The sequence below is a fragment of the Clostridium bowmanii genome (assembly GCF_018861315.1).
GTDB classification, from domain to species: domain Bacteria; phylum Bacillota; class Clostridia; order Clostridiales; family Clostridiaceae; genus Clostridium_AD; species Clostridium_AD bowmanii.
Window position 1 is genome coordinate 1 of the sequence record NZ_JAHLDL010000044.1, and the last position, 23,371, is coordinate 23,371.

Consider the following 23,371-nt stretch of genomic DNA (forward strand, 5'->3'; position numbering starts at 1 on the left):
TCTTTCTATAAGTTAATTATACCATTTAAACGCAGTGGTATCAACACTTAGCATGTGTAATTTACTTATATTTTATACAATAATACTTAACCCCACTAACTCATGACTGAAGTCACGAGAGTGCGTGGCGAAATCTTCAAAATCAAAGATAGTGAGGGTTTACATCCACTACCCTAAAGGGATAGTGGTTTTACACCCATTTTATAAATAATAACTTAAGGAGACCTATATAGGCCTCCTTTTTTAAGTGAATTTATAGTTGCAATAGAAACTATAATACTATATTATTAAATTAGTAGCAATCGCAACTAATTTTGGAGGTATAGATTGATGAATAAAAGTAGAAACTCTGTAGCAAGATGGATTTCACTTTTGCACAGGCATGGCCATGAATATGTAGGAAGGCAACTTAAACCATATAATATAAATAAAGGTCAGTATATATTTTTAAATGCATTATATAAAAAAGATGGAATAAGACAGGAAGAATTAGCGGATTACCTTAAGATAGATAAAGGTACCACAGCAAAGGCTATTAAAAAGTTAGAGGATGATGATTACATCATTAGAATAGTAGATAAAAAAGATAAGAGGGCATATAATGTCTACCTTACTGAGAAAGCGTTAAAAATGAAGCCTATGGTAAGAAAAGCCATGTTGGCTTGGACAGATATTTTATTTTTAGGGTTTAGTGAATACGAAAAGGAAACTGCCTTAACACTGTTAGAAAGAATGGGTGAAAATGCTACCACTATCACAAAGGACTATTTTACAAATGATACACTAGATATCATTAGGAGATGATAATAATGGATATAACTGCTTCTGCTAAACGATTTATTAACAATAATTTTCATGCTCTAACACATAAGAATTATAGATATTTTTGGTTTGGACAATGTGTTTCCTTAATAGGTACTTGGACGCAAAACATAGGGCAATCATGGCTAGTCCTTTCCTTAACATCTTCTCCATTTTTACTTGGGCTTGTAGGAACCATGCAGTTTTTACCGGTAACCTTATTCTCATTGTTTGCTGGAGTAGTAACAGATAAATTTTCCAAGAAAAAAATACTAATTTTTACTCAGACGGTATCCATGCTATTGGCCTTTATATTGTCAGCATTAGTGTTTACAAATGCATTAAAGTACGAATATATAATAGTGCTGGCTCTATGTCTTGGCTTTTGCAATACGCTAGATATGCCAACTAGGCAAGCTTTTAATATGGAAATAGTAGGAAAAGAGGACTTGATGAATGCTGTGGCTTTAAATTCTGCCACTTTTAATTTAGCAAGAATTATCGGACCAGCTATTGGAGCCATGCTTATGGGATACCTTGGAGCGGGATGGTGTTTTTTATTAAATGGTTTTAGTTTTATGGCAGTAATCTATGGACTAGTTCACATTGAAGCAGTGGCTTATGTAAGAATAAAGACTTCTCAAAAGAGCATACTAAAGGAAATAGGAGATGGCCTTAAATATATAGTAAAGATTCCTATTTTATTAGATACCTTGATATTAGTTAGTATTATGGGAATATTCGTTTTTAACTACAGTGTATTAATACCTGTGTTCACAAAAAACGTACTACATATGGATGCAAAAACCTACGGAGTTTTATTGTCTGCACTTGGTGCTGGTTCCCTTATTGGAGCACTTCTCATTACTTTTAAAAGTAAAGGCGGTCCAAATAGAATTCTTATGATAGGTAGCTCTATTGCAATTGGCATAATGCTTATTTTTACAGGCATGAGCAATTTATATTATCTTACTGCACTAAGTTTAGCTATAACAGGAATATTTAATATGTTTTTTTCAACAACTGCTAATTCTACCTTGCAGCTAAATTCTAAAGATGAATACAGAGGAAGAGTAATGAGTGTATATTCACTTGTGTTTGCTGGATTTACTCCTATAGGTAGTCTATTTTCAGGATTTATAGCAGAGCACTATGGAGCTAGAGTTTGCTTTATATTATCAGGTATTTGTACAGTAGTATTGATATTGTTACTTATTACATGGATTAAGCTTAGAAAAAAGACGGACAAAAATAATATGTCTTAATGATATTTTTCATATAATTCTATTGGTAAATCATCTGGATCACTAAAAAAAGTGAATTTTTTACTGGTAATTTCATCAATTCTAATGTCCTCGGTGATTATATTTTTATTGTTCAATTCTTTTATTACTTCATTTATGTTATCTACCTCAAAGGCAAGATGCCTAAGTCCTAGTGCTTCAGGGTAACTAGGCCTTTTAGGTGATTGGGGAAAAGAAAATAATTCTATTTGATCATTTTCACCAACACCTAAGTCGAGCTTATATGATCCTCTATCTTTTCTGTATGTTTCTTTAATAATTTTGAGTCCTAAAATATTAACATAAAACTCCTTAGATATCTCATAATTTGAACAAATAATAGCTATATGATGGATCTTATTTAACTTCATAATTCTATCTCCTCACATATTCAACATTCAATTCTTCAGGTTACCATTTTCATCAAACTTTTCTTTTAATTTGCTTTCAACAAAAGGTATCCCAATTATCAACGCAATTATTCCAATTCCTCCATGAATTAAACTCAAAGTCTCCTTTGCAATAGGTGATAATAACATACTTATGATAATAGCCGCATATAAAATAACCCCGGTGTATAACCACAAGACTCCTAAGCGCTTCTATGCATAGTCCCAAGCCTTTTGAGAATTCATGGAACGTGTTGTTCTATAGCCATAAAAATTATTAATTTTACCTGGTGGTTTAAATTTTAAAATCACTCCAAATATAACCATAATAATAGGAATTAATAAATCTTTACTCATAAAATCCAACATTACAATACTCCCCCTCTAATTATCTAAATGTATAATCAAATTATATTCTACTTTCCTTTTGATGTAAATACGTTCCTTGTTGTAGACTCTCTGTTAATTTACTTGAATTCTATTTAATTTTAATATCATCAATTTTATAATCTTTTTCCTCAATATTTACAAGCTTTGTTTTTACCTCAACAATTTTTTCTTCATGAAATATTTTTGTGCCATTTGTTTTAAAAATAAGCACCTTAATTCTCCACTTAATCTCTACAGCATCATTAGTAGTAATTTTACTATTGTATTCTGCTTTGCTGTCAATGTATTCTATTATCTGATTTGATAATATATTTAATTTAAACTGATTAAATAAATCATTTAACATAATTGATAGCTTGCACCAGCATATCCACCAACACAAACATTGATGATTAAAATATCGTTGTTAATACACCCCTTAAGTGTTAACTTAAGCTAATATGCCCAAACCTTCGCCAGACTTTTACCCTTCCTTAATTCAATTTTCTATTCACTCATTAAACATGAGCTCTAATCTACGATTTAAAGAAGGAAATACTGAAAAGCATGAATCAGTACAGCAGATAAATCCTGCACTTTATTCATGCTTTAAAATGGAGAACGGAGGACTTTGGGGATGGTTTGATATTAGCTATAGGCGAAAATAAAAGCCCCTTACTTAGCCACTAAAAGCTAAGTACAGGGCTTGTCCATCATCTTGTTTTCCCCAACTTTATTATGAGTTTGGGGAACTTTATTATTATGGTACATTTTGTATACTAACAATAAAGTCGTGTCACGCCCCATCCCCTCAAACCCTTGAAAATCCTACGTTCGCATTTTCTTATATTATTCATTAATAATGGATTTGTGTCACCAAATCCGTGTTTTTATCCATTTTATTTCAATTTTTCCTTAAAATAATGATAATAAAGTTGTGTCACCGCTGCAAGAATTCTATCTATGTCTTGAAAAAAATTCTTTCCATATATTTTTCAATATAATCTTCAATTTTATAATCAATATGTCTCAAAGTGGATTTACAAGTGGAAAATCAAATGGATCTTTATTTCCTAGTCAATAATTTTTATTGGTTATTTCTTTCAATATATCTTTTCCATAAAGTCTTTCTATCTATTTAAAAGGTTAGTCTAATAAATTCCATCAAAGTAAGTTGTATCAATATACTAATGCAAGTTTTGGTATTTATTTTTCATTTGAAATCAAAATAAGAATCCAGTATTTTAGAAATGAAAGCCTGTCGGCTATTTGGAAATTTAGGTATTAAAAAAATAGAAACCATGAGTCCTTCTAATGGTTCCCATCGTGATATTAGGTGGAATTTCTTATTGTTTTTGAATTTAAAGGCGGAGTATTAAGTTAGTTTCAATATAATTTTTAATATTTTTAGGGATAAACCAAAGGACTATGCAGCAATGCCGAAAAACATTCTGCATTTACTACATAGTCCTAACACGACTCCATTATCAGTGACACGACTTTATTGTTAGTGGTCACAATTAAACCATTTTAATTTACATAGTAAAAGCCAGGAACTTCTAATCCTTTTGACTAATCCTTTTGCCTAAAACTTTCTGACTTTAAATCCTAGTTTCAATTAGTAGCATGAGTTTTATATGAATAATGCAAGATTATATGTATCATTTTAATGCTTTTACTTCCAGATTAAACAATATTCCACCCCTATTACTAATTCCAATTTCTTAACTTTCAATCAATATTGCTCTTTTCTTATATATAATTTAAAACCAATAGATCTAATACTCATACCTCATTCTTGTGTCTCAATTACCCACTTCCACTCTATATAGGTTTTTTTATACTTTTTATTTGTTCATCCTTTTTTATATTCCCTTAATTAATACTTTGCTATAAGATTTACACAGTTTATAATATAATTCAGCACTAGTGTGGAATTGTTTCATTTACCCATTGGCATGATTCTAAATATGCCTTTGAAAGAATTCCCTCACTAAGTTTAAAGTCCCTTGAATAAGTAAGTACGCCCTCCCAATTGCCTTCTTCGTATGCCTTAACTGTATTTAGGATGTTTGTTAGCCTACTGGTTTGGGAACTTAATAATGCCTCCCTTACTCCGTCCGCCACCATAACTTCATTAAGTATCTCACTTAGTGGCTTATCCAGAATAACATCAATTAGTGACAGCATCCCCATTAAGTAAGCATCATCAGATATATTTCTAAGCGAGGAATTAAGTGCAATTAGTTCACAAAATTTAGCCCTAATCAACGAATTTTGGAGTAAAATATCTGGTTTATTACTACTAATATTCTTCATAATTATAAAATTCAGCCATGCCTTTATTTCCTTTTCACCAATGAGTGAAATAGCCTGTCTTAAAAATTTAATATTGCCTCTAAGTCCATAACGTGCAGAGTTAATAATTTTTAATAACTTGTAAGATATAGCAACGTCTCGCTTTATAAGGTTTTCAATAGCATCGAAGTTTAATTCTTCATAATTTAGTTCCTTCAATAAATCCAAATAAATCATTTTATTCTCAGGTATCTTCTTTGATGACAATATAACAGGTTTGCTAAAATAATATCCCTGAAAAAGTGAATATCCATAGGAAACTGCTTCTTTAAACTCTTCTATTGTCTCTACTTTCTCTGCAAGAAACACTACGTTTTTTAACTTGATTTTACTTATGACATCTCTTCTTTCAATTCCTTTTGTAATTTTAAAATCTATTTTTATAATATCAGCAAGTTCAATTAATTTTTTATATTTTTCATCAAAAACGAAATCATCAAGGGCAATTTTGAATCCCTTTTCCTTTAGTCTTATACAAGCATCGACTATTTCGTCATCTGGTTCTATATTCTCTAATATTTCAATGACTACACTTTCTGGATGTAATATATTAAAAATATCAGATTTAAGTAAATTAGCAGTAAAATTTATAAAAGCCATTTTATTTCCAATAATTTTGTTCATTCCAATATCGAAGTAACTGTTTCTTATCACTGATAAGGTTGCTTCATCTCCATCATGATAATTGTAAATATTTGAGTTGCTATCCCTAAACAAAAGTTCAAAACCGAATACTTTACTGTACTTATCCAGAATAGGCTGCCTTGCTATAAATATTTCCATAAATACCTTCCCTTAATTCTTACTATTAGTGTTCCACCATAATGAGGCTTCTAATGATATAATTTTATTTCTGTTAATATCTATTTGAGGTTGATAATATATCTCTAAATATAAATTTCATTTCTAAAAGCAAGTTAATATATTAACCTTTAGTCTCTATATTTTTCATATATTCAACTATTAGTTTATCTAAATACTCACTAAGTTTCAATGCGGCTTGTTTATTTTTATCCTCGTCCATTGTAATGGAAATTTCATTTAATAGATCTCTAACGTCATTTATAGAATTAATAAGTTCCTTCATATTAAAGTTTTCTATTTGCATTTTTTATATCCCACCCCCAAATTTCTATCCTTCAGATAATTTGTGATACTTATGTTTGTTCAATATATTATTTAAATTTCTATTTAGCAACAATAAGCAAATCCTTTTCTATTATATGCTCAACAAGCCATTTGGAAATAATATTCAGAATCTCCATTATATATTCATCTTGATTTTGGTCGATTTTATCTAAATTAACATCATTTATTTTTTTAATAAATTCCGCATGATCTATCTTTTGAGTAAATAATCTTTTATAGTTAATACTATCCATATACTCTTCTTCATCTCTAAAGTGAATGATAGTATATCTTCTTAATTCTTCTATTATTTCTATTATTCTATCGTATTTATCAACTCTGTATGAATCCTTTAGTAAATTATACGCTCTTTCTCCTATTTCAAATAATTTTGCATGTTGTGTGTCAATAAGTTCTATCCCCAATTTGTACTCTTCCTTCATTTCAAACATCTTACAATCCCTTCTTTCTTTTAGTTTTTAGATAACTTCTGATACTATAGTCTTATTTCTTCCATTTGTTTTTGCTTTATATAAGTTTTTGTCAGCATTTGATATTAGTTCTTGAATATTAACTTTATTATTTGTAAGCCCATCCACACCAAAACTTGAGGTTATTTTAACCTTTACATTATCATATTCAAAAATTGTGTCTTCCAATAGTTTCCTTATTTTTTCTGATATTTTATAAGCATTCTCTAAATCAGTATTATTTAAAACTATTAAAAACTCTTCGCCACCATATCTACCTACCCAATCCGAGTTTTTTCTAATAGATGATTGAACAAGTTTAGCAAAATCCATTAGAACCTTGTCTCCGATTAAGTGTCCATAATTATCATTTACATCTTTAAAAAAATCTATATCAGCCATGATTACCGATAGGGGGCATTGTTTTACAATGCTATTATTAATATCCACTGGTAGCCTTTCATTGATATATCTTCTATTATAAATTCCAGTTAATTCATCCTTTATTATTTTTTCATTCATTTCATTTAAAAAGTATTCCATAAAATTCTCGTTATTATTAGTTTTTGCTATTATTTTTCCATTTTGTGATATATCTTTAAGAATTTCAACAATATACTTATTATTTTCTAAAATTAATGGTGTAGCAATAACTAAAAAAACTTTCTCTTCATTATTCTCAATTTTTACAAAGGTGTCATTCTCTATATAGGCCATCATTGAAATGCAATTTTCACAAAATTCTTCTCTTTCCCAAAATCCATAACAAGTTCCTTCTAATTCCTCAACATGATCATCTTTTATGATAATGGTCTTTTTCTTTATAGGATCTATAATCCTTAAAATGTCATACAAATTTATAAACACAGATAATCTTTCTTTAACTTGTTCTATTATATCCATTTTATAAGTACCCCTTTATATTTATTAAAATTAAAGCACATTCTAAATTTCTGCTTTATAAGTAGAATGTGCTTTTTATATAACTCTTATAAATTAAATTTCTGAACTAATGTATTAAGTCTCTCTGCAATATTCGCTTGATTTTCAGCAGTAATTGAAACTTGTTCCATTGCTTCAGTTGTTTCACTAATACTTGATAATATCTCCATTGACCTTGATGATGTATTTTGTGATGATGTGGCAATACTTTGGACTACTTTAGCAACTTCATCCATTGTCGCATTTAGTTCTTCTGTCATTGCTGCCATATCCTCAGACATCTTACTTACAAATGATGCATCATTTTCATAACTATGCCCTGTTTCAACCAGTAACTCATAATCCTGCCTAACATCCTTGTCTACAAATTCTAATACATCTTGAGCATTTATAGACAGATATTCAAACGCTTTCTGTACTTTTGTTATTACGCCTTGTATATTTTTAACATTTTCTGAAGATTGTTCTGCAAGTTTCTTTATTTCATCTGCAACTACTGCAAACCCTCTACCTTGCTCTCCTGCTCTTGCTGCTTCTATTGCTGCATTTAATGCTAATAAATTTGTTTGATTTGAAATTTGAGCGATGGAGTCTGCCATTATAATAATTTCACTAACAACTTGTCCTTCTTTAATTGCATTTAGAATATTATTTTGTTTAGTTACATATAACTCTTCTGCTAATTTTTTTGAAGTAACTCCCTTTCCTCTTATAACTTCTGCCCTTGATTTTATTGATATTGATTCGCTACTACCCTCTGTTGCCTTATTTGATAGTTCATTAACCCCTGCATTGACCTCTTGCACTGAAGCAGAAATCTCCTCTGTTGTAGCACTTGTATCCTGAGTCTCTTTAACTATTTCCCCAGTATTTTCATTTACAATTTCTAGTTTTGATGTTATTTCTTCTACAGTTGCAGATAATTCTTCACTTGACGCAGTTATTTCCTCAGAGTTCTGCATAATTTCATTAACTAATACTCTTATATTATCTCTTGCAATATTCAATCCCTTAGCAAGTTGTCCTAGTTCGTCCTTGCTGTTCAAATCAATTCCTTTAGATAAATCACCCTTTCCAAGTGCTTCTGCGAAAATCAAACCTTTTTTTATTGAATTTACCATATATATAGATAACACTAATCCTAATGCTATTGAAATTAATAATCCTCCTATCATAAATGAATAAATCATTTTGCTGCTTGTATTATATATTTTCACATTTTCATTATTACTATCCTTTGCCATATCATTATTTCTTTTTATAAGTTTATCTAGAGAAATAAACATTTCTTCACGTGCCTTTTGAACCTCTGGCCAATGTTTCTCTGCATCAACATAATTATTGTTTTTCACATAATTTATAGATTGTTCTCTTATACCTCTGTATGTCTCTAATTGTTTCTTGAAAGTATTCCAAATTTCTCTACCCTCAGCAGATAGTGGAAGTTTATCATAATCATCCATAATTGCTGTATTTTCTTTTACATACTTATCAATATTATTTAGCCTCTTTTGTTTATCATTTTCATTTCCCCTTATAAACACTACCCCTTGTAATTCTGAACGAATATTCAGTAAACTTTCTTTTATTTCATGTAATTCTGATATACTATACATATTATAACCATACATTTTTTTACCACTTTCATTAATTTGTTTAGTAGAATAACCCCCTATAATTCCTACTAAACAAATGATTACAACAATAATTGAAAATGAGCCCATAAGTTTTGTTCTTGTTTTTAAATTTTTAAAAAAATTCATTTATTTCACCCCTCATATAAATTTTTATAGTATTTATTTTTTCTGTTTTTTTGCATTATATTATTCCATTATTAGACACTTATAGAAAAAAATCATTTTAGTTTAAAGGTGTTAACTTTTAAATTATTTTTTTAACTACATTTCTATGATATTATAAAGTTGCTGAACATCAAAAGGTTTTGAGATATAATTATCCATCCCTGCTTTTAAGCATTAATTAAGGAACTTAAAATTATGGGCAACATTACTCCCACCTATTCTTCCTCCTGCAAGTATTTTCTCATTGCTACTATTTGGTTCATCTCTTCTTTTTAATACTTCTAGCACTCAATGTCCCCCAAATGCATTAACTTACTTATTAAGTTAATTTAGTTGAACTTGCTTACTATATATACTTTGTTATTACTTTATTTAATTCTTCCATATTAAATGGTTTTGAAATATGACTATCCATACCGTTTTCTATACATTCTCTCTTATCACTATCCAGGGCATAAGCAGTCATTGCAATAATCGGAATACGATTACCGCTGATTTTTTCTTTTTCCCTAATAACTTTAGTTGTTTCATATCCATTTAGTTCTGGCATTTGTATATCCATAAGTATCAAATCTACACATTTATCTTCTAAAATTTCAATTGCTTTTCTACCATTAGTAGCACAAAGATAATTCATCCCTTTAATGTTTAAATATGATTTAACTATTTGCATATTTATTTCATTATCTTCTACTATTAAAATTAATGGCTTTTTATTTTCCGCTTTTATTAATGAAGTGGTTTCATTTTCAGTTTTAAACTTATTTGAAATTATTGCATCTGTTTGTTGTAAATTAAATTCTGCCGTAAAATAAAATGTACTCCCTTCACCCTTTTTACTTTCAAACCATATTTCTCCATTCATTAGTTCTGTAATCTCTTTCGATATTGCAAGGCCTAATCCTATTCCACTAAATTGCTTTGTATAAGAAGAGTCTCCTTGGCAAAATGCTTCAAATATTTTTTCTTTATATTCATCATCAATACCTACACCTGTATCTTCAACTGAAAATTGAATCTTTATTTTCAGAGCATTACTATAAATCTTTTTTGCACATAGAATAATTTGTCCTTTATCTGTAAATTTAATTGCATTGTTAACCAAATTAATAATAATTTGATTTAGCCTAACCCTATCCCCAATAATATCTAAGTTCATAAAGGGTTCAATATAGTGCATTATTTTTAAATCTTTTTTGTGTGCGACAAATTGAAGTTGATTTACTATTGTATCTAGTGTATCTTTTAAATTAAATGAGTCCGTAGATAGTTCTAACTTACCCGCTTCTATTTTAGCCATATCTAATACACTATTGACAATATCAAGTAGTAAATTTGTTGATGTTTTGAGCATGTTTAAATATTCATTCTGTACATTATTATTATTATTAGTATCTTCTAGCAAATAAATCATACCAATAATACCATTAAGCGGTGTTCTTATTTCATGACTCATGTTGGCTAAAAACTTGCTTTTTACTGAATTAGCCTCTTCTGCTTCTTCCTTTAAAACTTCCATTTCTCTATAATTGCTTCTGAGTTCTTCTTCCGTTGCAGTAAGTTCCTCATATATTGCTGATAACTCTTCATACTTTTCCTTTAGTTCTTTTTCTTTATTTACTCTTTCAGTGATATCTGTGCATATAACTGCAAATTTCTTATATTCAGGTGAATAAACATAAACTTGAAAGTATTTATTAAGTTCCCTTGAAAAATTCTCATAATACATTTCTTTACCATTTAGTGCAACTTGTCCAAATTTTTCAATCCAATAGTTTTCAGTATTTGGCATTACTTCTTTAACATTTTTACCAACTATATCACGTTTTACTATGCCTAAAATTTTTTCAAAACTATCATTAATGTCGATATATCTATAATCAATAGGTTCATTTTTTTCATTTAAAATTATCTCATGTAATGCCATACCCTGATTCATTTTAGAATATATTAGTCTAAATTTTTCTTCACTATCTTTAAGTTCTTTTTCTTGGTTCTTTCTTTGTGTTATATCTCTAATAACACTTATTACTATCTTGCTACCTTCAAAGTCTATACCAACAGACTTTACTTCTACAGGAAACATACTTCCATCTTTCCTATAATGATATGTTTCAAAAACTACATTGTTTTTAAATGCTTCCCTTAGTTGTGTATTTATTATATCCCCTAATTTTACATTTCTAAGGTCACGTACATTTAAACTTAACAATTCTTCATATGTATATCCATAGAATTTAATTGCTTGGTTATTTGCATTTAAAATATAGCCTTCCTGTGATATAAGTAAAATTATATCCTGGACATTATCAAATATACTTTTATAAACATCTAAACTATTATATAAATTAAGTTTATTCTTATTTTCTTTAATCAACCTCTACCCCCTTATATGAATTTATTCTCAATCAATATCATTTTTTCTATTTCTTTTGGTGGAACTGGCCTACTGAAATAATACCCCTGAATAATATCTGATTTCATATTTTTCATTAAGTCATACTGCTCTTTTGTCTCTACGCCCTCTACTATAACATTCAAATTCATGTTATGTGCTAATTGTATTATTCCTTTAGCCATTTCTTCATCTTTTTTATTAATTGTTATATTATCAACAAAAGACTTATCTATTTTTAAATTATCTATAGGTAAAGTCTTTAAATACTTTAGAGAGGAATATCCTGTTCCAAAATCATCTAAGGCAATACTAAATCCACTACTTTTCAATTCATTTAATATATCAATGCCCTTATCTATATTATTCATTAGAGACGTCTCCGTTATTTCAAATTCTATAAGCCTTGAATCAACATCATTTAAAGATACGATTTGCTTAATTTTTTCTACAAATCTTTCATCTTGCAATTGTACTGTAGATACATTAATAGAAACTTTCATTAGAATTTTACAATTTAATTCCCACAATTTGATTTGTTTACAAACATTTTTTATGACCCATTCACCAATGTTATTAATAAGGCCTGTTTCCTCTGCAATTGGAATAAATTCATATGGTGAAACACTACCACTCTCCTTACTATTCCATCTTAACAATGCTTCTACCCCTACTATTGTCTTTTTATTACTATCTACTTGAGGCTGGTAATATATTTCTAATTCATGCTCATTTATCGCTTGTCTAAGATTTTTTTCAATTTCACTTTTTCTCTTTAATTCATTACTTATTTTTTCATCAAAGAAACAATATTTGTTTTTGCCATTGTCCTTAGCCTTATACATTGCAGCATCAGCATTTATTAATAACTTATTAATATCATCACTATCCCTCGGAAAAATTGTTATTCCCATACTTGCTGAGGTATGAACATTTCTCTCACCTATTTCAAAAGTTTTTTTGAACATGTCAATTAATATATCACATTTTAAAATAACGTCTTCTTTACTTTTTATATCATTCATTATGATTAGAAATTCATCCCCACCGAATCTTCCTACTGTATCTTTTTCATCAAAAGAAATCTTTAATATTTCCGCAATAATTTTTAATAACTGGTCTCCATAGTGATGTCCTGATGTATCATTAATCTTTTTAAAATCATCCAAATCCAAAAATATTATTGCTCCTTGTTTTTTGTTATGTTTAAACTCTTTTATTCTATTCGTTATTATATCCATAACTAATATTTTATTAGGCAAATTTGTTAATGCGTCATAATATGCTTTATGCTTTATTTCTTCTTCAATTTCCTTTCTATAAGTAATATCAGTTATGGATCCTGCCAATCTTATTATTTTATTTTCTTCATTTTGCAATCCCTTCGCTCTTACAAATAGCCATTTATAATTATCATTCTTTGTTCTAATTCTAAATTCAGTTTGGTAACAAGTTACTTTACCATCATTATAATTGTTGAAATTATTACATACATTGCTTATGTCATCCTCATGTATTAAACCTTTTATAAAACCTATAAAGTCCATATCTTTATTTATAATATAACCCGTGATGCTTGTCCATTTTTCAGAAACAAATACATTATTATTTTCCAAATCCCATTCCCATAGAGCATCATTTGATCCATCAATAGTCAACATATATCTCTTTTCTTTTTCAATGGATTCTTTTTTAATCAATATTAATTCTTCTGTATTTTCATTCTTTTTTATTATTAATAAATAAATTTTTAACATCATTAGTATAAATAGAATAAATATAATTAATAATTCTATTTTGTATATCACTTTCAATTTTCACCCCACATCTATAATTTTTATATTCTAATATACGTCATTATGCTTCATATAATCAACTATAAGTCCATCTAATTCTTCATAAATTCCAGTTAATTCATCCTTTAATATTTTTTTATACATTTCACTTAGCATATGTTCAATGAAATTCTTACTAATATTAGTTTTAGTCTGTACTTGGCTATTTTGTTAAATATTCTTGAGTATCTCTACAATGTATTTATTGTTATCCACTCTTAATGGTGATGATTTATAATTAGAATGTGACTTTTTATGTTACTTTTATAAATTACATTTTTCTTTTAATGCAGTTTTAACATTCCTCTTCATAAAAACAGTAATCATTTTTCCCACGTTTCTTTACCGTATACATACCCAAATCACTTCTATTAATTAATATTTGAGAATTATCTCCATGTTCTGGGAACATACTTATCCCAATACTAGCACCTATATTACAATTACATTGATTAATCCTTATTGTTTCACTTAACAATCTTACTATTCTTTTAGAAATTTTAGTTACATCGTCTTTGCTTATGTTATAAAGGAATATAATAAATTCATCTCCCCCAAACCTACTTGCCAAATCTACTTCTCTTATATTATCAGTTAAGATCTTTGATATACTTTTTAATAGTTTATCTCCAACATCATGACCGTATGTATCGTTAACTGCTTTAAACCCATCTAGGTCAATAAACAATATACTACATGTCTTTTTATTTACTTTTGCCTTTTCAATAAAAATATCTAAAAAATTAATAAAGTATGTTTTGTTAAATAGTCCTGTTAAATTATCATGATTTGCTAAGTAATCCAAATTAGTTACTTCTTTTTCCAAGTTTTCTTTTTTATTTACTATCTCTTCAATATATTCAGTAACTTCATTCCAAACATTAAAATATTGATGATTCTTATTTTTTAGACTTAAAAATATGCCACATCCTATAATAATAAAACTAAATAGATATAAATTATACCTATAAAAAATAAATATTGTTATTTAACTAATTATACATCTATCCAATTTTTCTATATTATTACTTTAAACCTATATTTAAATCATATTTTCAAATTCGCTTAAATAAGACATCTGTATAACGTTAGTTATATAGATCGCAATGATATTACTATTAATTTCTGAATTTTCTCAAATGTTTTGTCTTAATAAACATTAACTTAATGATCCTTGTGCTATTGTTTTTTTAATTTTTTATACTTTTTACAATTTACAAAAGAATTCCATGCCTCTTCTAATGTATCGTAAAAGTTATAGTCTTCAAAAAAAACAATAGCAATCATTTTATCAAAAACAAATTTTCTATACAAGTTCAGACATCTATCTAAACTATCCTTGTCCAACATTCCCTCTTCTATTCCCTGCATCATAACTTTTATAATGACACTGTCTACTCTCTCATTGTATAATAGTTTTTTTCTTTCTATTTCACCCTCTATTTCTTTCGGTGGAAATAACTTATATCTTAAATGAAATTTAAAATCATCTTTATTATCAGTGGCAAACTGGATGTCTTGTTTAAAGAGCATAAATAACTTACTTTCAGCACTGATATTTTCATTGATTATCTTTTGATTTTCATAGTTGTCTAAATATTTTAACCAACATTCATCATATACTGTATAAAACAGATTCTCTTTAGATTGAAAATGATAATATAAGGTTGGCATTTTCACTCCAACTTCTTTACATATTTCTCTTATATTAGTCGCCTCATATCCCTTCTCAATAAAAAGTCTATATGATACTCTCAATATTTCCTTTGCAGTATACAACTTACATCACCTCTAACTTAACCTTATATATAACTACCATCATATATATTTTATATAATTATACATTCTCTCCTTTATTTTTTCAATATATTTCATTTTTTTACATTATTTTTTGTTCGACAAATAGTGACCTACTTCTTGTATGCCATTTAACCTTATACTACAAGGTATGTTATTACCTTAAATCTACCAATAGCCTCTTTTCTTTTGTAGTATTACTATTTAAATTACTTTTAGATTCATATTGGATTATTACTTATGTAAAATCTTATTTCTACTTAGTATTCTAATTACCCCTTACACTTCTGACCTGTTAATGGATAATTCATTGTAGATTCTAAAGCGTTTAAAAGCCACTATAGCGATTTTGAGAGCAATTTGTGGAACTGATTATATATGTGAATTTAAATGATGACTTAGCAAAGATAGATTTGTTATTTGATTATGTTCATATTCCTGTATAAAAAGGCCTAATGATTTCATTTTTTAATGCCCTTATTCTATTTTTTTATGGTGTTTTTTCTATTTTCGTTTTTTCTTTAATTTAGTTCGTAAATTAAAAAAAGCCAGGTACATCTAATCAATTTCTGATTAATAATTCCTGACTTTTCATATATTATTTTTATTTTTAAAGCCTATTTAACTAATTCTGAAATTTATTAGTGCAACTGTAGTCTCAATAGGATATTTCAGGAATCATATTCCATGACTTTCAATTTCAATATTCATTTCAATTATCAATGAACAATTTTTTACCCTTATATTATTGAATATAACACATAAATTAACGTTTTCTATTTTTTTAAGACCTGACAGTTAGGGATTGTGGCTGCAAAAAAGAAAGACTGTGCAACTCGTGAAAGAAAAACTTTCACTGCTTGTACAGTCTTGACTAAACTTTATTGTTTTTAACCAAACTTGTTTTATTTTGACTAGACTTTATTGTTTGTGGACAACATTGTATACAATCAATAAAGTTTAGTTTTTCGACCTATTCCCCCCTTTTCCCCCACCCACAAACGTTGGTATCACTCAGCCCATTTCCACCTTTTTCTTCCAAATCATAATAAAATTTGGTTTTTCCCATTTACTACCTTTTTCTATTGTTTTTCTATTCAAAATTCCACATAAATAAATCATAATAAAGTTTGGTTTCTTGAAAGTTGTCACAGGTAAAACTTGCAAGGGTTAAGGGCCAAGGAAGGCTCTATTTTGTGTGGGTTTTTCTATTCCAAAGTCTATTTTGTCTTTCTATTTCTCTTTTCTATTTCTTTGTCTAGTGTTGGTTTATAAGGGTTAGTTGTGGGTTGAGGGGGATGGTTTTCGGGTTAGAGTTCGGGTTGGTTTTCTATTTTTTTAAGACCTGACAGTTAGGGGTTGTGGCTGCAAAAAAGAAAGACTGTGCAATTAGTGAAAGAAAAACTTTCACTGCTTGTACAGTCTTGACTAAACTTTATTGTTTTTAACCAAACTTGTTTTATTTTGACTAGACTTTATTGTTTGTGGATATGGTTAGCCTTTTAAAAAGTCTTATCATATATGTTATAGGAAATGCTAAGCGGCAGCAGTAAACGTTTACTTGGACTATTATTTCTGCATGGTTTTTATTGGAATTATTACGATTTTTTTAATGAATTTTAACCGTAGAATTGTATCAAGCAATTTAAACATACGCAACTTTAATGTCTATTATTATATGCACGAAATATAGTGTGAGCAATTAAAGTAACTATAATAAGACCAAATGGAGTATAGGGCGTGTTTTCTGCCCTATATGGAATGCGGTAGTATATTTTAATGATACGTTAACCATATGTATTCAAATTTTGAATAAGAGGGTGTAAGGGTTTAAATGGTCTTATCATTAGGTATGATAGGGAGGCTCGTTGCCCATGATTAAAGTTCATTAAAAAAACTGCTGCAATATTTCTTGTCTAATTTGCTGCAAAAACCGCTGTCTCATAACATCATATATATAAATTTAAGACTATGTTTAAGAATGGTGTTGATTATATACCAAATTTCAAGGAACCCAAGATAGGTTACTTTAGTTTTATTTTTAGTATGTTATGATTTATTTCGATATGGTATATATTAAGAATACTACATTTGTAGGAATAATTTTAATGTAATTTTCATCACTACCAATTATAATCTTATACTTTTTAATTGTAACCTTATCCTTTTTCATAATTCATCTCTATCTTTATTAAATAGAGCCAAATTTAAATAATAATTCATTTATTGAATTACCTCTTCAAACATATTTCGTTACTTACCTTCAAGCATATATCTGATTATGATGGTTGAACTTTGTACACTTATAATTGTACTTATATATTCATCTTTTTCTGTTTTTAACTGCTGCATTGCATTTCACACTATAGGATACTGTTTACTAAAGTATAAATCTTCATGTATCTCTTTAGATGTTAATTCGATATACTTTTAATCGCTCTCTTCCAACTTATTGCGTATATATTGTCTTGCTTGTTCTGTATATTTAATAATCCTCCGTTATTATATATTTTAATCAGTCCTGCTTTGCATTAATCCTAGGACGTCTCTTTTTCAAAGTATCTTATTACCCTTTCCACTATACTTCTTAATTCCGCCTCATTAGAAATATTCTTAAAATTGATATGTCCATTTTTACTACAAGTTTTCCTATAATCCTCTAACACTTGTACATACAGGAACCCTATTGCCCCACCATTAACTAGAGGTTTAAGTTTTAAGTCTTTCTAAAATTATTCTGTGCCTATTTCCTATCGTAATTTGAAAGTCTGTACCAAATGGTTTCTGTTCTTTCATTAGGTTAAAAGAGTCCATTATTTTTTCTACTTTTTTATAATCCATGCCCTCACCCCTATTTATTGTCATTATATATTTCCATTAATTGTCATAATCCAGATATCATGATTTGGTTTCAAGGTCTCCTTTTCTATTTTATAAATAGTTCTAAAATATCCAAGTCTTAAATGACCTTCTATAAGATGATATGGCTGACCATAATTTTCTCCACTGTGAGATTTAATTCCTTTATTATTCTTCATTATAATAATTGGAACTGGCCATGTACGACCATCATACATATACTTTTGCAACCAAGAACAGTTTTTACCCTGCCTTTCATATATCTGATATCCTAATCCATCAATTGCACAATCCATCTTATGCGATTGTATATTACTAAATATTCTATCCCCGTCCCATGAAACTAGTTCAAATGTTACTTGATGAAATTTAATCCAGCCATACTCAGATACTGCATAACTATAGTGTCTGTATAAACAATTCTCTATAACACACTCTGGCCAATTTGGTAATAAGGTTGATGCCCTTAATTTATATTCATAGAAACTCTCCGCATCAAACGTTCCATAGTTTTTAGGCTTTAGGTCTATAAGAAACTTCTCATAATTGTTAATATCCATATAATTCATAACCTCTTATCTCATTTGCAATATATAACTAATTATATCATATTTATTTTATTTAAATGACAGTAAAGTCACTTCCTCTATTATAATCCCATACGATAAAATGATTGCTACAACTTGATTTTTTTATACTTCTTATTTGTTTTATTATTACAAGCCACCTCTTAATCCATAATTCTTGAAACTTACCCCTAAAAATAAAGGAAGCCAAGAAAATCCAATCAATTTCTGATCAAAAATTCTTGCCTTTTTACACCAATTTGCATTGAATGTTACGGATTTGATAGTTGTTTACATCAAGTTGTAAATTGGAAACTTACTTTTATTAATTTCTTACATTATCATTGTATAAACTACAGTTTTTAATTTTGTATTTAGTTACAGTCGTATAATCCCCCCACTTTACATTCGTATGGTAACTATCTTAGCACCGTGTTAATAAATTTTTTTAAATTAGTTAAGTTTTCGTTTGACTCCTTATCCAGTAAATAATCATATATGCTTTGATTAGATCTCCATGTGTTTTCATATTTTTCAAACAACTCAACTCTATATAAATTTAATTGCTCCAAATCTATATTTATATTTTTTATTCGGAGGTTAATTGTATTAAGATCTCTCTTTTTTATAAAGATATTATCAAAATGTTTTTTCTCTTTATATTCTCTATCCAAATCCCAATATATATCTTCTAATTTTTTTGTAAGTATCTCAATATTTTTCATAATAGGACATGTTTCCAATAATAATCCGCTAACTTCCGCACCTAAATGCTGATAGCAGTCATTTACTCTATATAGTGCTGTCTTTAAATGACCAATATTGTTTAATATATCATAAAATTCATCCTTATTAATACTCCAACTATCCAACTCATATATTGGGGTGCTTTTTAAAATATTCTGTTCTTCTTTAAGTTTTTCTAATGATGCAAACCCGAATGTTTCACTATTCACAAACTTTAGTATTTCTTCTTTCCAATATTTGTATTGACCACTTTGATTGTACATAAAATGAGAATTTTCAACGTTATCTTCTATTCCACCTCTAGTAAGGTTATTAGAACCAACAAAACAATCTTTTTCAGTAAGTACATATTTTGCATGGTTAACTGAATTAGTAATAACTGTAGCCCCTGTATTTACTATGTGATTGAATTTATACATCTGATTAATTATTTTTTTACTTGTTTTATTTTTTCCATCTCTATATTCGTATTCGTATGGAATTATGGTGCGACAAGAAGTCGCTAATTAGTAGTGTTTCGTGAGAAACTGCGTTAGTTACTAAACGTATTCCCGCTCGAAACTGCATTCTAAGTAATTGGTCTGTAGGTTGCATGAGAGTTAATTATCTAAGGTCATTGCTTTACGCAGAAGCAATGCTGGGTTAGGGGAAAAATGGAAAGTATAAACGAAAGTTGAACCTTTGTAATCTTCGTGATTTACGATAAGTGTACTGCGGAATAACAAGCTTACTATGGATAGGAAAGATTGTATCGCATTCCAATCGTGCAGTAACCCATATATCCATCGGAGTATAGAGGGATGCTTCCCCATTTGAATCTACTAATAGTGGAACTTGATAAACCCTTTGTGTTCCTCGATAGAGGTAGGGCAATTGAGAGAAAGCTACAATACCAGGGGGCATGGGATTGTGGAGAAAGCGAATGCCAGTTGGACGAAAGTTCAGGGAAAAAGATAACCCGCTGGATAGAGTTTCATAACTCACTCGAAAGAGGGCAGACTTCCACGTGGTCATCAACATGAGAAAAAACGTAAAGAAGAATCTTTTTTTAAGGAGAGACATGTTATGAAAACTATTAATAAATTTAATACGTCGGCTGTTTCTCCACATATAGATAGCTGGTCATTAATAGACTGGAAAAAAATATACGAATATGTGAAGAAACTTCGCCAACGGATTTTTCGTGCCGAACAGTTGGGAAACAAAAGAAAAGTAAGAAAACTTCAAAGACTAATGATTAGAAGTAATGCTAATTTGCTACTTTCAATAAAAAGAGTTACACAAATTAATAAAGGTAAAAAAACAGCTGGTGTTGACGGTCAAATTGCAATCACTTCAAGGGAGAGATTGAGATTGTATAATCTTCTCAAGAAATATAGTATTAAACATATTAGACCGAAGCCAGTAAAAAGAGTATATATCCCTAAGAAAAAGGGTAAGATGCGACCTTTAGGAATACCAGTTATAAAAGACAGGATATTTCAAAACATAGTTAAAAATGCTCTTGAGCCACAATGGGAAGCAAAATTTGAACCTTCTTCATATGGATTCAGACCTAAACGGAGAACCCAAGATGCCATTGTAAATTTATTTGCTAAACTGTCATCAAGAAGTACAAGACAGTGGGTATTTGAGGGCGATTTCAAGGGTTGCTTTGATAATCTTAATCATGAATACATTATGGACTGTTTAACGGGGTTTCCTGCTAAAGATACTATATATAAATGGTTGAAAGCAGGATATGTTGATAATAATTCATTCAATGATACACATTCTGGAACCCCGCAAGGGGGGCTTGTCTCACCTTTATTAGCTAATATAGCATTGCATGGTATGGAGGAAGAAATTGGTGTAAGATACCACCTCGATGGTGGGAATTATACATTAGCCAGGAACTCGGTTGGAGTAGTAAAATATGCTGATGACTTTGTAATTTTATGTAAAACAGAGGAAACGGCTATAAATATGTATCAAAAACTTAAACCATACCTTAATAAAAGAGGGCTAACACTTGCAGATGATAAAACTAAAGTCACACATATTAGTGAAGGCTTCGATTTTCTTGGATTTAATCTAAGACAGTATAAGACTAACAATGGTATGCATTTATTAATAAAACCATCCAAGGCAAGTATAAAAAAAGCCAAAGAAACAATAAGGAATGTGTTCATACAACTGCGAGGAAAACCAGTGGGTGACTTAATAAAAAAATTAAATCCAATAATAAGAGGGATAGGAAACTACTGGTCAAGCCAAGTTGCAAAAAAGATATATGGTAACATCGACAGTTATATATGGATTAAGATAAGAAAGCATTTGAAAATTTTACATCCCAAGAAGCCGTTTAAATGGATTTACAAAAACTATTTCAAAGCAGATTATACAGGGGCTAGTAAAGATAAATGGATACTAACAGACCCTCATGATAAAAAGACTCAGTTATTTAGAATGAGTTGGATACCAATTGTGAGGCATGCTGTAGTTAAATATAGGAATAGTCCTGATGATGGAAGTTTAAAAGAGTATTTTGAAAAAAGAGATAAGAAAGATTTCATAAATGATAATGTTTCGAGCAGAAGGAAGTTAGCAAAATTCAGTAATTACAAATGTAGAATATGTAACCAATCATTAGTGGGAGAAGAATCCTTAAATATTAATCAAATTGTACCTCGTATACTAGGCGGTGATGAAAGATATGACAACTTGGAATTGTTACATAAAAGTTGTCAGCGATACCATCGAACACTACTTAAAAAATATGGAGGAGGAAGAGATTTACCAAAAATCGTCACCTATTTCAAAAAAAATCAAGTAGAACCTAATAGCAAAGAAGGATACCAACTGATTAAGAAGGCTTTTAAGAAGTTCAAATACCAACTTGTTTGAGGTAAAAAGATGGCTTGAGCCGTGATGTGTGGAAACATACAAGTCCGGTTCTTAGGGGGGAAAGGAGCCGTAAGGCTCCCTACCTACCCGACACTAATTTAGGACATTTTAAATTTTTGAACTTATTCCATAGGCCTGGTGGAAGAAAAAATGAGAAACTGCTGATAATAATAAAATTCGGGTTACTATTTAACATTCTCTCAAAATATAAATTGTAATTATCATTTCTATTTTTTATACTTATAACTTCATTTATAAATTTCATTTATTCACCCTAATAATTAATACTTTAATAATACTTATGTGATTACTTGTAAATGGCAAGTACTTTCCGTGAAATTTAGGAAATTAATTTCCCTGAATAAATCCCAGTTAATAATTTACAGTTAAGATAATGATTGTCTATGTTCTAATCTATAACTTTTGCCAGTAATGTTAAAAAGTTCACATTTATAAGTCAGTCTATCCAATATTGCAGTGGTTAAAGCAGGGTCACCTAGTAATTCATTCCAGTCTTCAAATCCTTTATTTGATGTGATAATTATGGATGTCTGCTCGTAGAGCTCTGATACAAGTTTAAAAAACAGATTGGCTTCATCACGTGTTATGGGGAGGTACCCGACTTCATCTTATGAGAAGTTAAATATTATGTAAAGTTAAGAACTAAAGCCCTTATAGTACAACAGTTTCTTTGTTTTTAACTTTACATAATAATATAGTATTATAGTAGTGTTGAAAAATATT

General features: G+C 29.1%; 18 protein-coding genes and 1 pseudogene. 3 read left to right on the top strand and 16 right to left on the bottom strand.

Going from position 1 to position 23,371, the window contains the following annotated elements; translation table 11 throughout:
• Nucleotides 1-330 precede the first annotated feature (330 nt).
• Complete coding sequence (locus KPL51_RS20430; protein ID WP_216165787.1) at nt 331-804, top strand: MarR family winged helix-turn-helix transcriptional regulator; 474 nt, start codon at nt 331-333, stop codon at nt 802-804.
• Between the two features lie 5 nt (nt 805-809).
• Entirely contained in the window at nt 810-2,066 is a 1,257-nt protein-coding gene (locus KPL51_RS20435; protein ID WP_216165789.1) for an MFS transporter, read from the top strand.
• Here the strand turns inward: KPL51_RS20435 and gloA2 are convergent.
• The 15 genes from gloA2 to KPL51_RS20510 form a co-directional block, all read right to left on the bottom strand.
• Entirely contained in the window at nt 2,063-2,455 is a 393-nt protein-coding gene (gloA2, locus tag KPL51_RS20440; protein ID WP_216165791.1) for an SMU1112c/YaeR family gloxylase I-like metalloprotein, read from the bottom strand. The genes KPL51_RS20435 and gloA2 overlap by 4 nt on opposite strands.
• 231 nt (nt 2,456-2,686) lie before the next feature.
• A complete protein-coding gene (locus tag KPL51_RS20445; protein WP_216165793.1) occupies nt 2,687-2,842 on the bottom strand; it encodes an SdpI family protein in 156 nt (51 codons plus the stop codon).
• Nucleotides 2,843-2,951: 109 nt separating this feature from the next.
• Nucleotides 2,952-3,209, bottom strand: a complete 258-nt coding sequence (locus KPL51_RS20450) for a hypothetical protein (RefSeq protein ID WP_216165795.1) — start codon at nt 3,207-3,209, stop codon at nt 2,952-2,954.
• Between the two features lie 1,559 nt (nt 3,210-4,768).
• On the bottom strand, nt 4,769-5,983 hold the full coding sequence (locus KPL51_RS20455; RefSeq protein WP_216165797.1) for an EAL and HDOD domain-containing protein: 1,215 nt from the start codon (nt 5,981-5,983) through the stop codon (nt 4,769-4,771).
• A 142-nt stretch (nt 5,984-6,125) separates the two neighbouring features.
• The gene (locus KPL51_RS20460) at nt 6,126-6,308 is read right to left on the bottom strand and encodes a Spo0E family sporulation regulatory protein-aspartic acid phosphatase (RefSeq protein ID WP_216165800.1); all 183 of its coding nucleotides are present in this window, start codon (nt 6,306-6,308) and stop codon (nt 6,126-6,128) included.
• A gap of 79 nt (nt 6,309-6,387) precedes the next feature.
• Nucleotides 6,388-6,780: a bacteriohemerythrin gene (locus KPL51_RS20465; RefSeq protein ID WP_216165802.1), complete on the bottom strand. Its 393-nt coding sequence runs from the start codon at nt 6,778-6,780 to the stop codon at nt 6,388-6,390.
• Nucleotides 6,781-6,807: 27 nt separating this feature from the next.
• Nucleotides 6,808-7,701, bottom strand: coding sequence for a GGDEF domain-containing protein (locus KPL51_RS20470; RefSeq protein WP_216165804.1), 894 nt, complete (start codon nt 7,699-7,701; stop codon nt 6,808-6,810).
• 86 nt (nt 7,702-7,787) lie between these two features.
• Nucleotides 7,788-9,503: a methyl-accepting chemotaxis protein gene (locus KPL51_RS20475; protein WP_216165806.1), complete on the bottom strand. Its 1,716-nt coding sequence runs from the start codon at nt 9,501-9,503 to the stop codon at nt 7,788-7,790.
• 385 nt (nt 9,504-9,888) lie between these two features.
• Entirely contained in the window at nt 9,889-11,919 is a 2,031-nt protein-coding gene (locus KPL51_RS20480; RefSeq protein ID WP_216165808.1) for a PAS domain S-box protein, read from the bottom strand.
• Between the two features lie 11 nt (nt 11,920-11,930).
• Complete coding sequence (locus KPL51_RS20485; protein WP_216165810.1) at nt 11,931-13,745, bottom strand: sensor domain-containing protein; 1,815 nt, start codon at nt 13,743-13,745, stop codon at nt 11,931-11,933.
• A 322-nt stretch (nt 13,746-14,067) separates the two neighbouring features.
• Entirely contained in the window at nt 14,068-14,577 is a 510-nt protein-coding gene (locus KPL51_RS20490) for a GGDEF domain-containing protein (RefSeq protein ID WP_216165811.1), read from the bottom strand.
• Nucleotides 14,578-14,951: 374 nt separating this feature from the next.
• Nucleotides 14,952-15,551, bottom strand: coding sequence for a TetR/AcrR family transcriptional regulator (locus KPL51_RS20495; protein WP_216165812.1), 600 nt, complete (start codon nt 15,549-15,551; stop codon nt 14,952-14,954).
• 2,727 nt (nt 15,552-18,278) lie between these two features.
• The gene (locus KPL51_RS20500; protein ID WP_216165814.1) at nt 18,279-18,434 is read right to left on the bottom strand and encodes a hypothetical protein; all 156 of its coding nucleotides are present in this window, start codon (nt 18,432-18,434) and stop codon (nt 18,279-18,281) included.
• Complete coding sequence (locus KPL51_RS20505; RefSeq protein WP_216165816.1) at nt 18,434-18,988, bottom strand: hypothetical protein; 555 nt, start codon at nt 18,986-18,988, stop codon at nt 18,434-18,436. Before KPL51_RS20505 ends, KPL51_RS20500 begins: the two co-directional genes overlap by 1 nt.
• 425 nt (nt 18,989-19,413) lie before the next feature.
• Nucleotides 19,414-20,160, bottom strand: a complete 747-nt coding sequence (locus KPL51_RS20510) for a hypothetical protein (RefSeq protein WP_216165818.1) — start codon at nt 20,158-20,160, stop codon at nt 19,414-19,416.
• 646 nt (nt 20,161-20,806) lie between these two features.
• Here KPL51_RS20510 and ltrA point away from each other — a divergent pair.
• Complete coding sequence (gene ltrA / locus KPL51_RS20515) at nt 20,807-22,627, top strand: group II intron reverse transcriptase/maturase (RefSeq protein ID WP_216165820.1); 1,821 nt, start codon at nt 20,807-20,809, stop codon at nt 22,625-22,627.
• A 386-nt stretch (nt 22,628-23,013) separates the two neighbouring features.
• Here ltrA and KPL51_RS20520 read toward each other — a convergent pair.
• Nucleotides 23,014-23,244, bottom strand: a pseudogene (locus tag KPL51_RS20520) (ATP-binding protein); the annotation flags it as partial.
• Between the last annotated feature and the right edge of the window lie 127 nt (nt 23,245-23,371).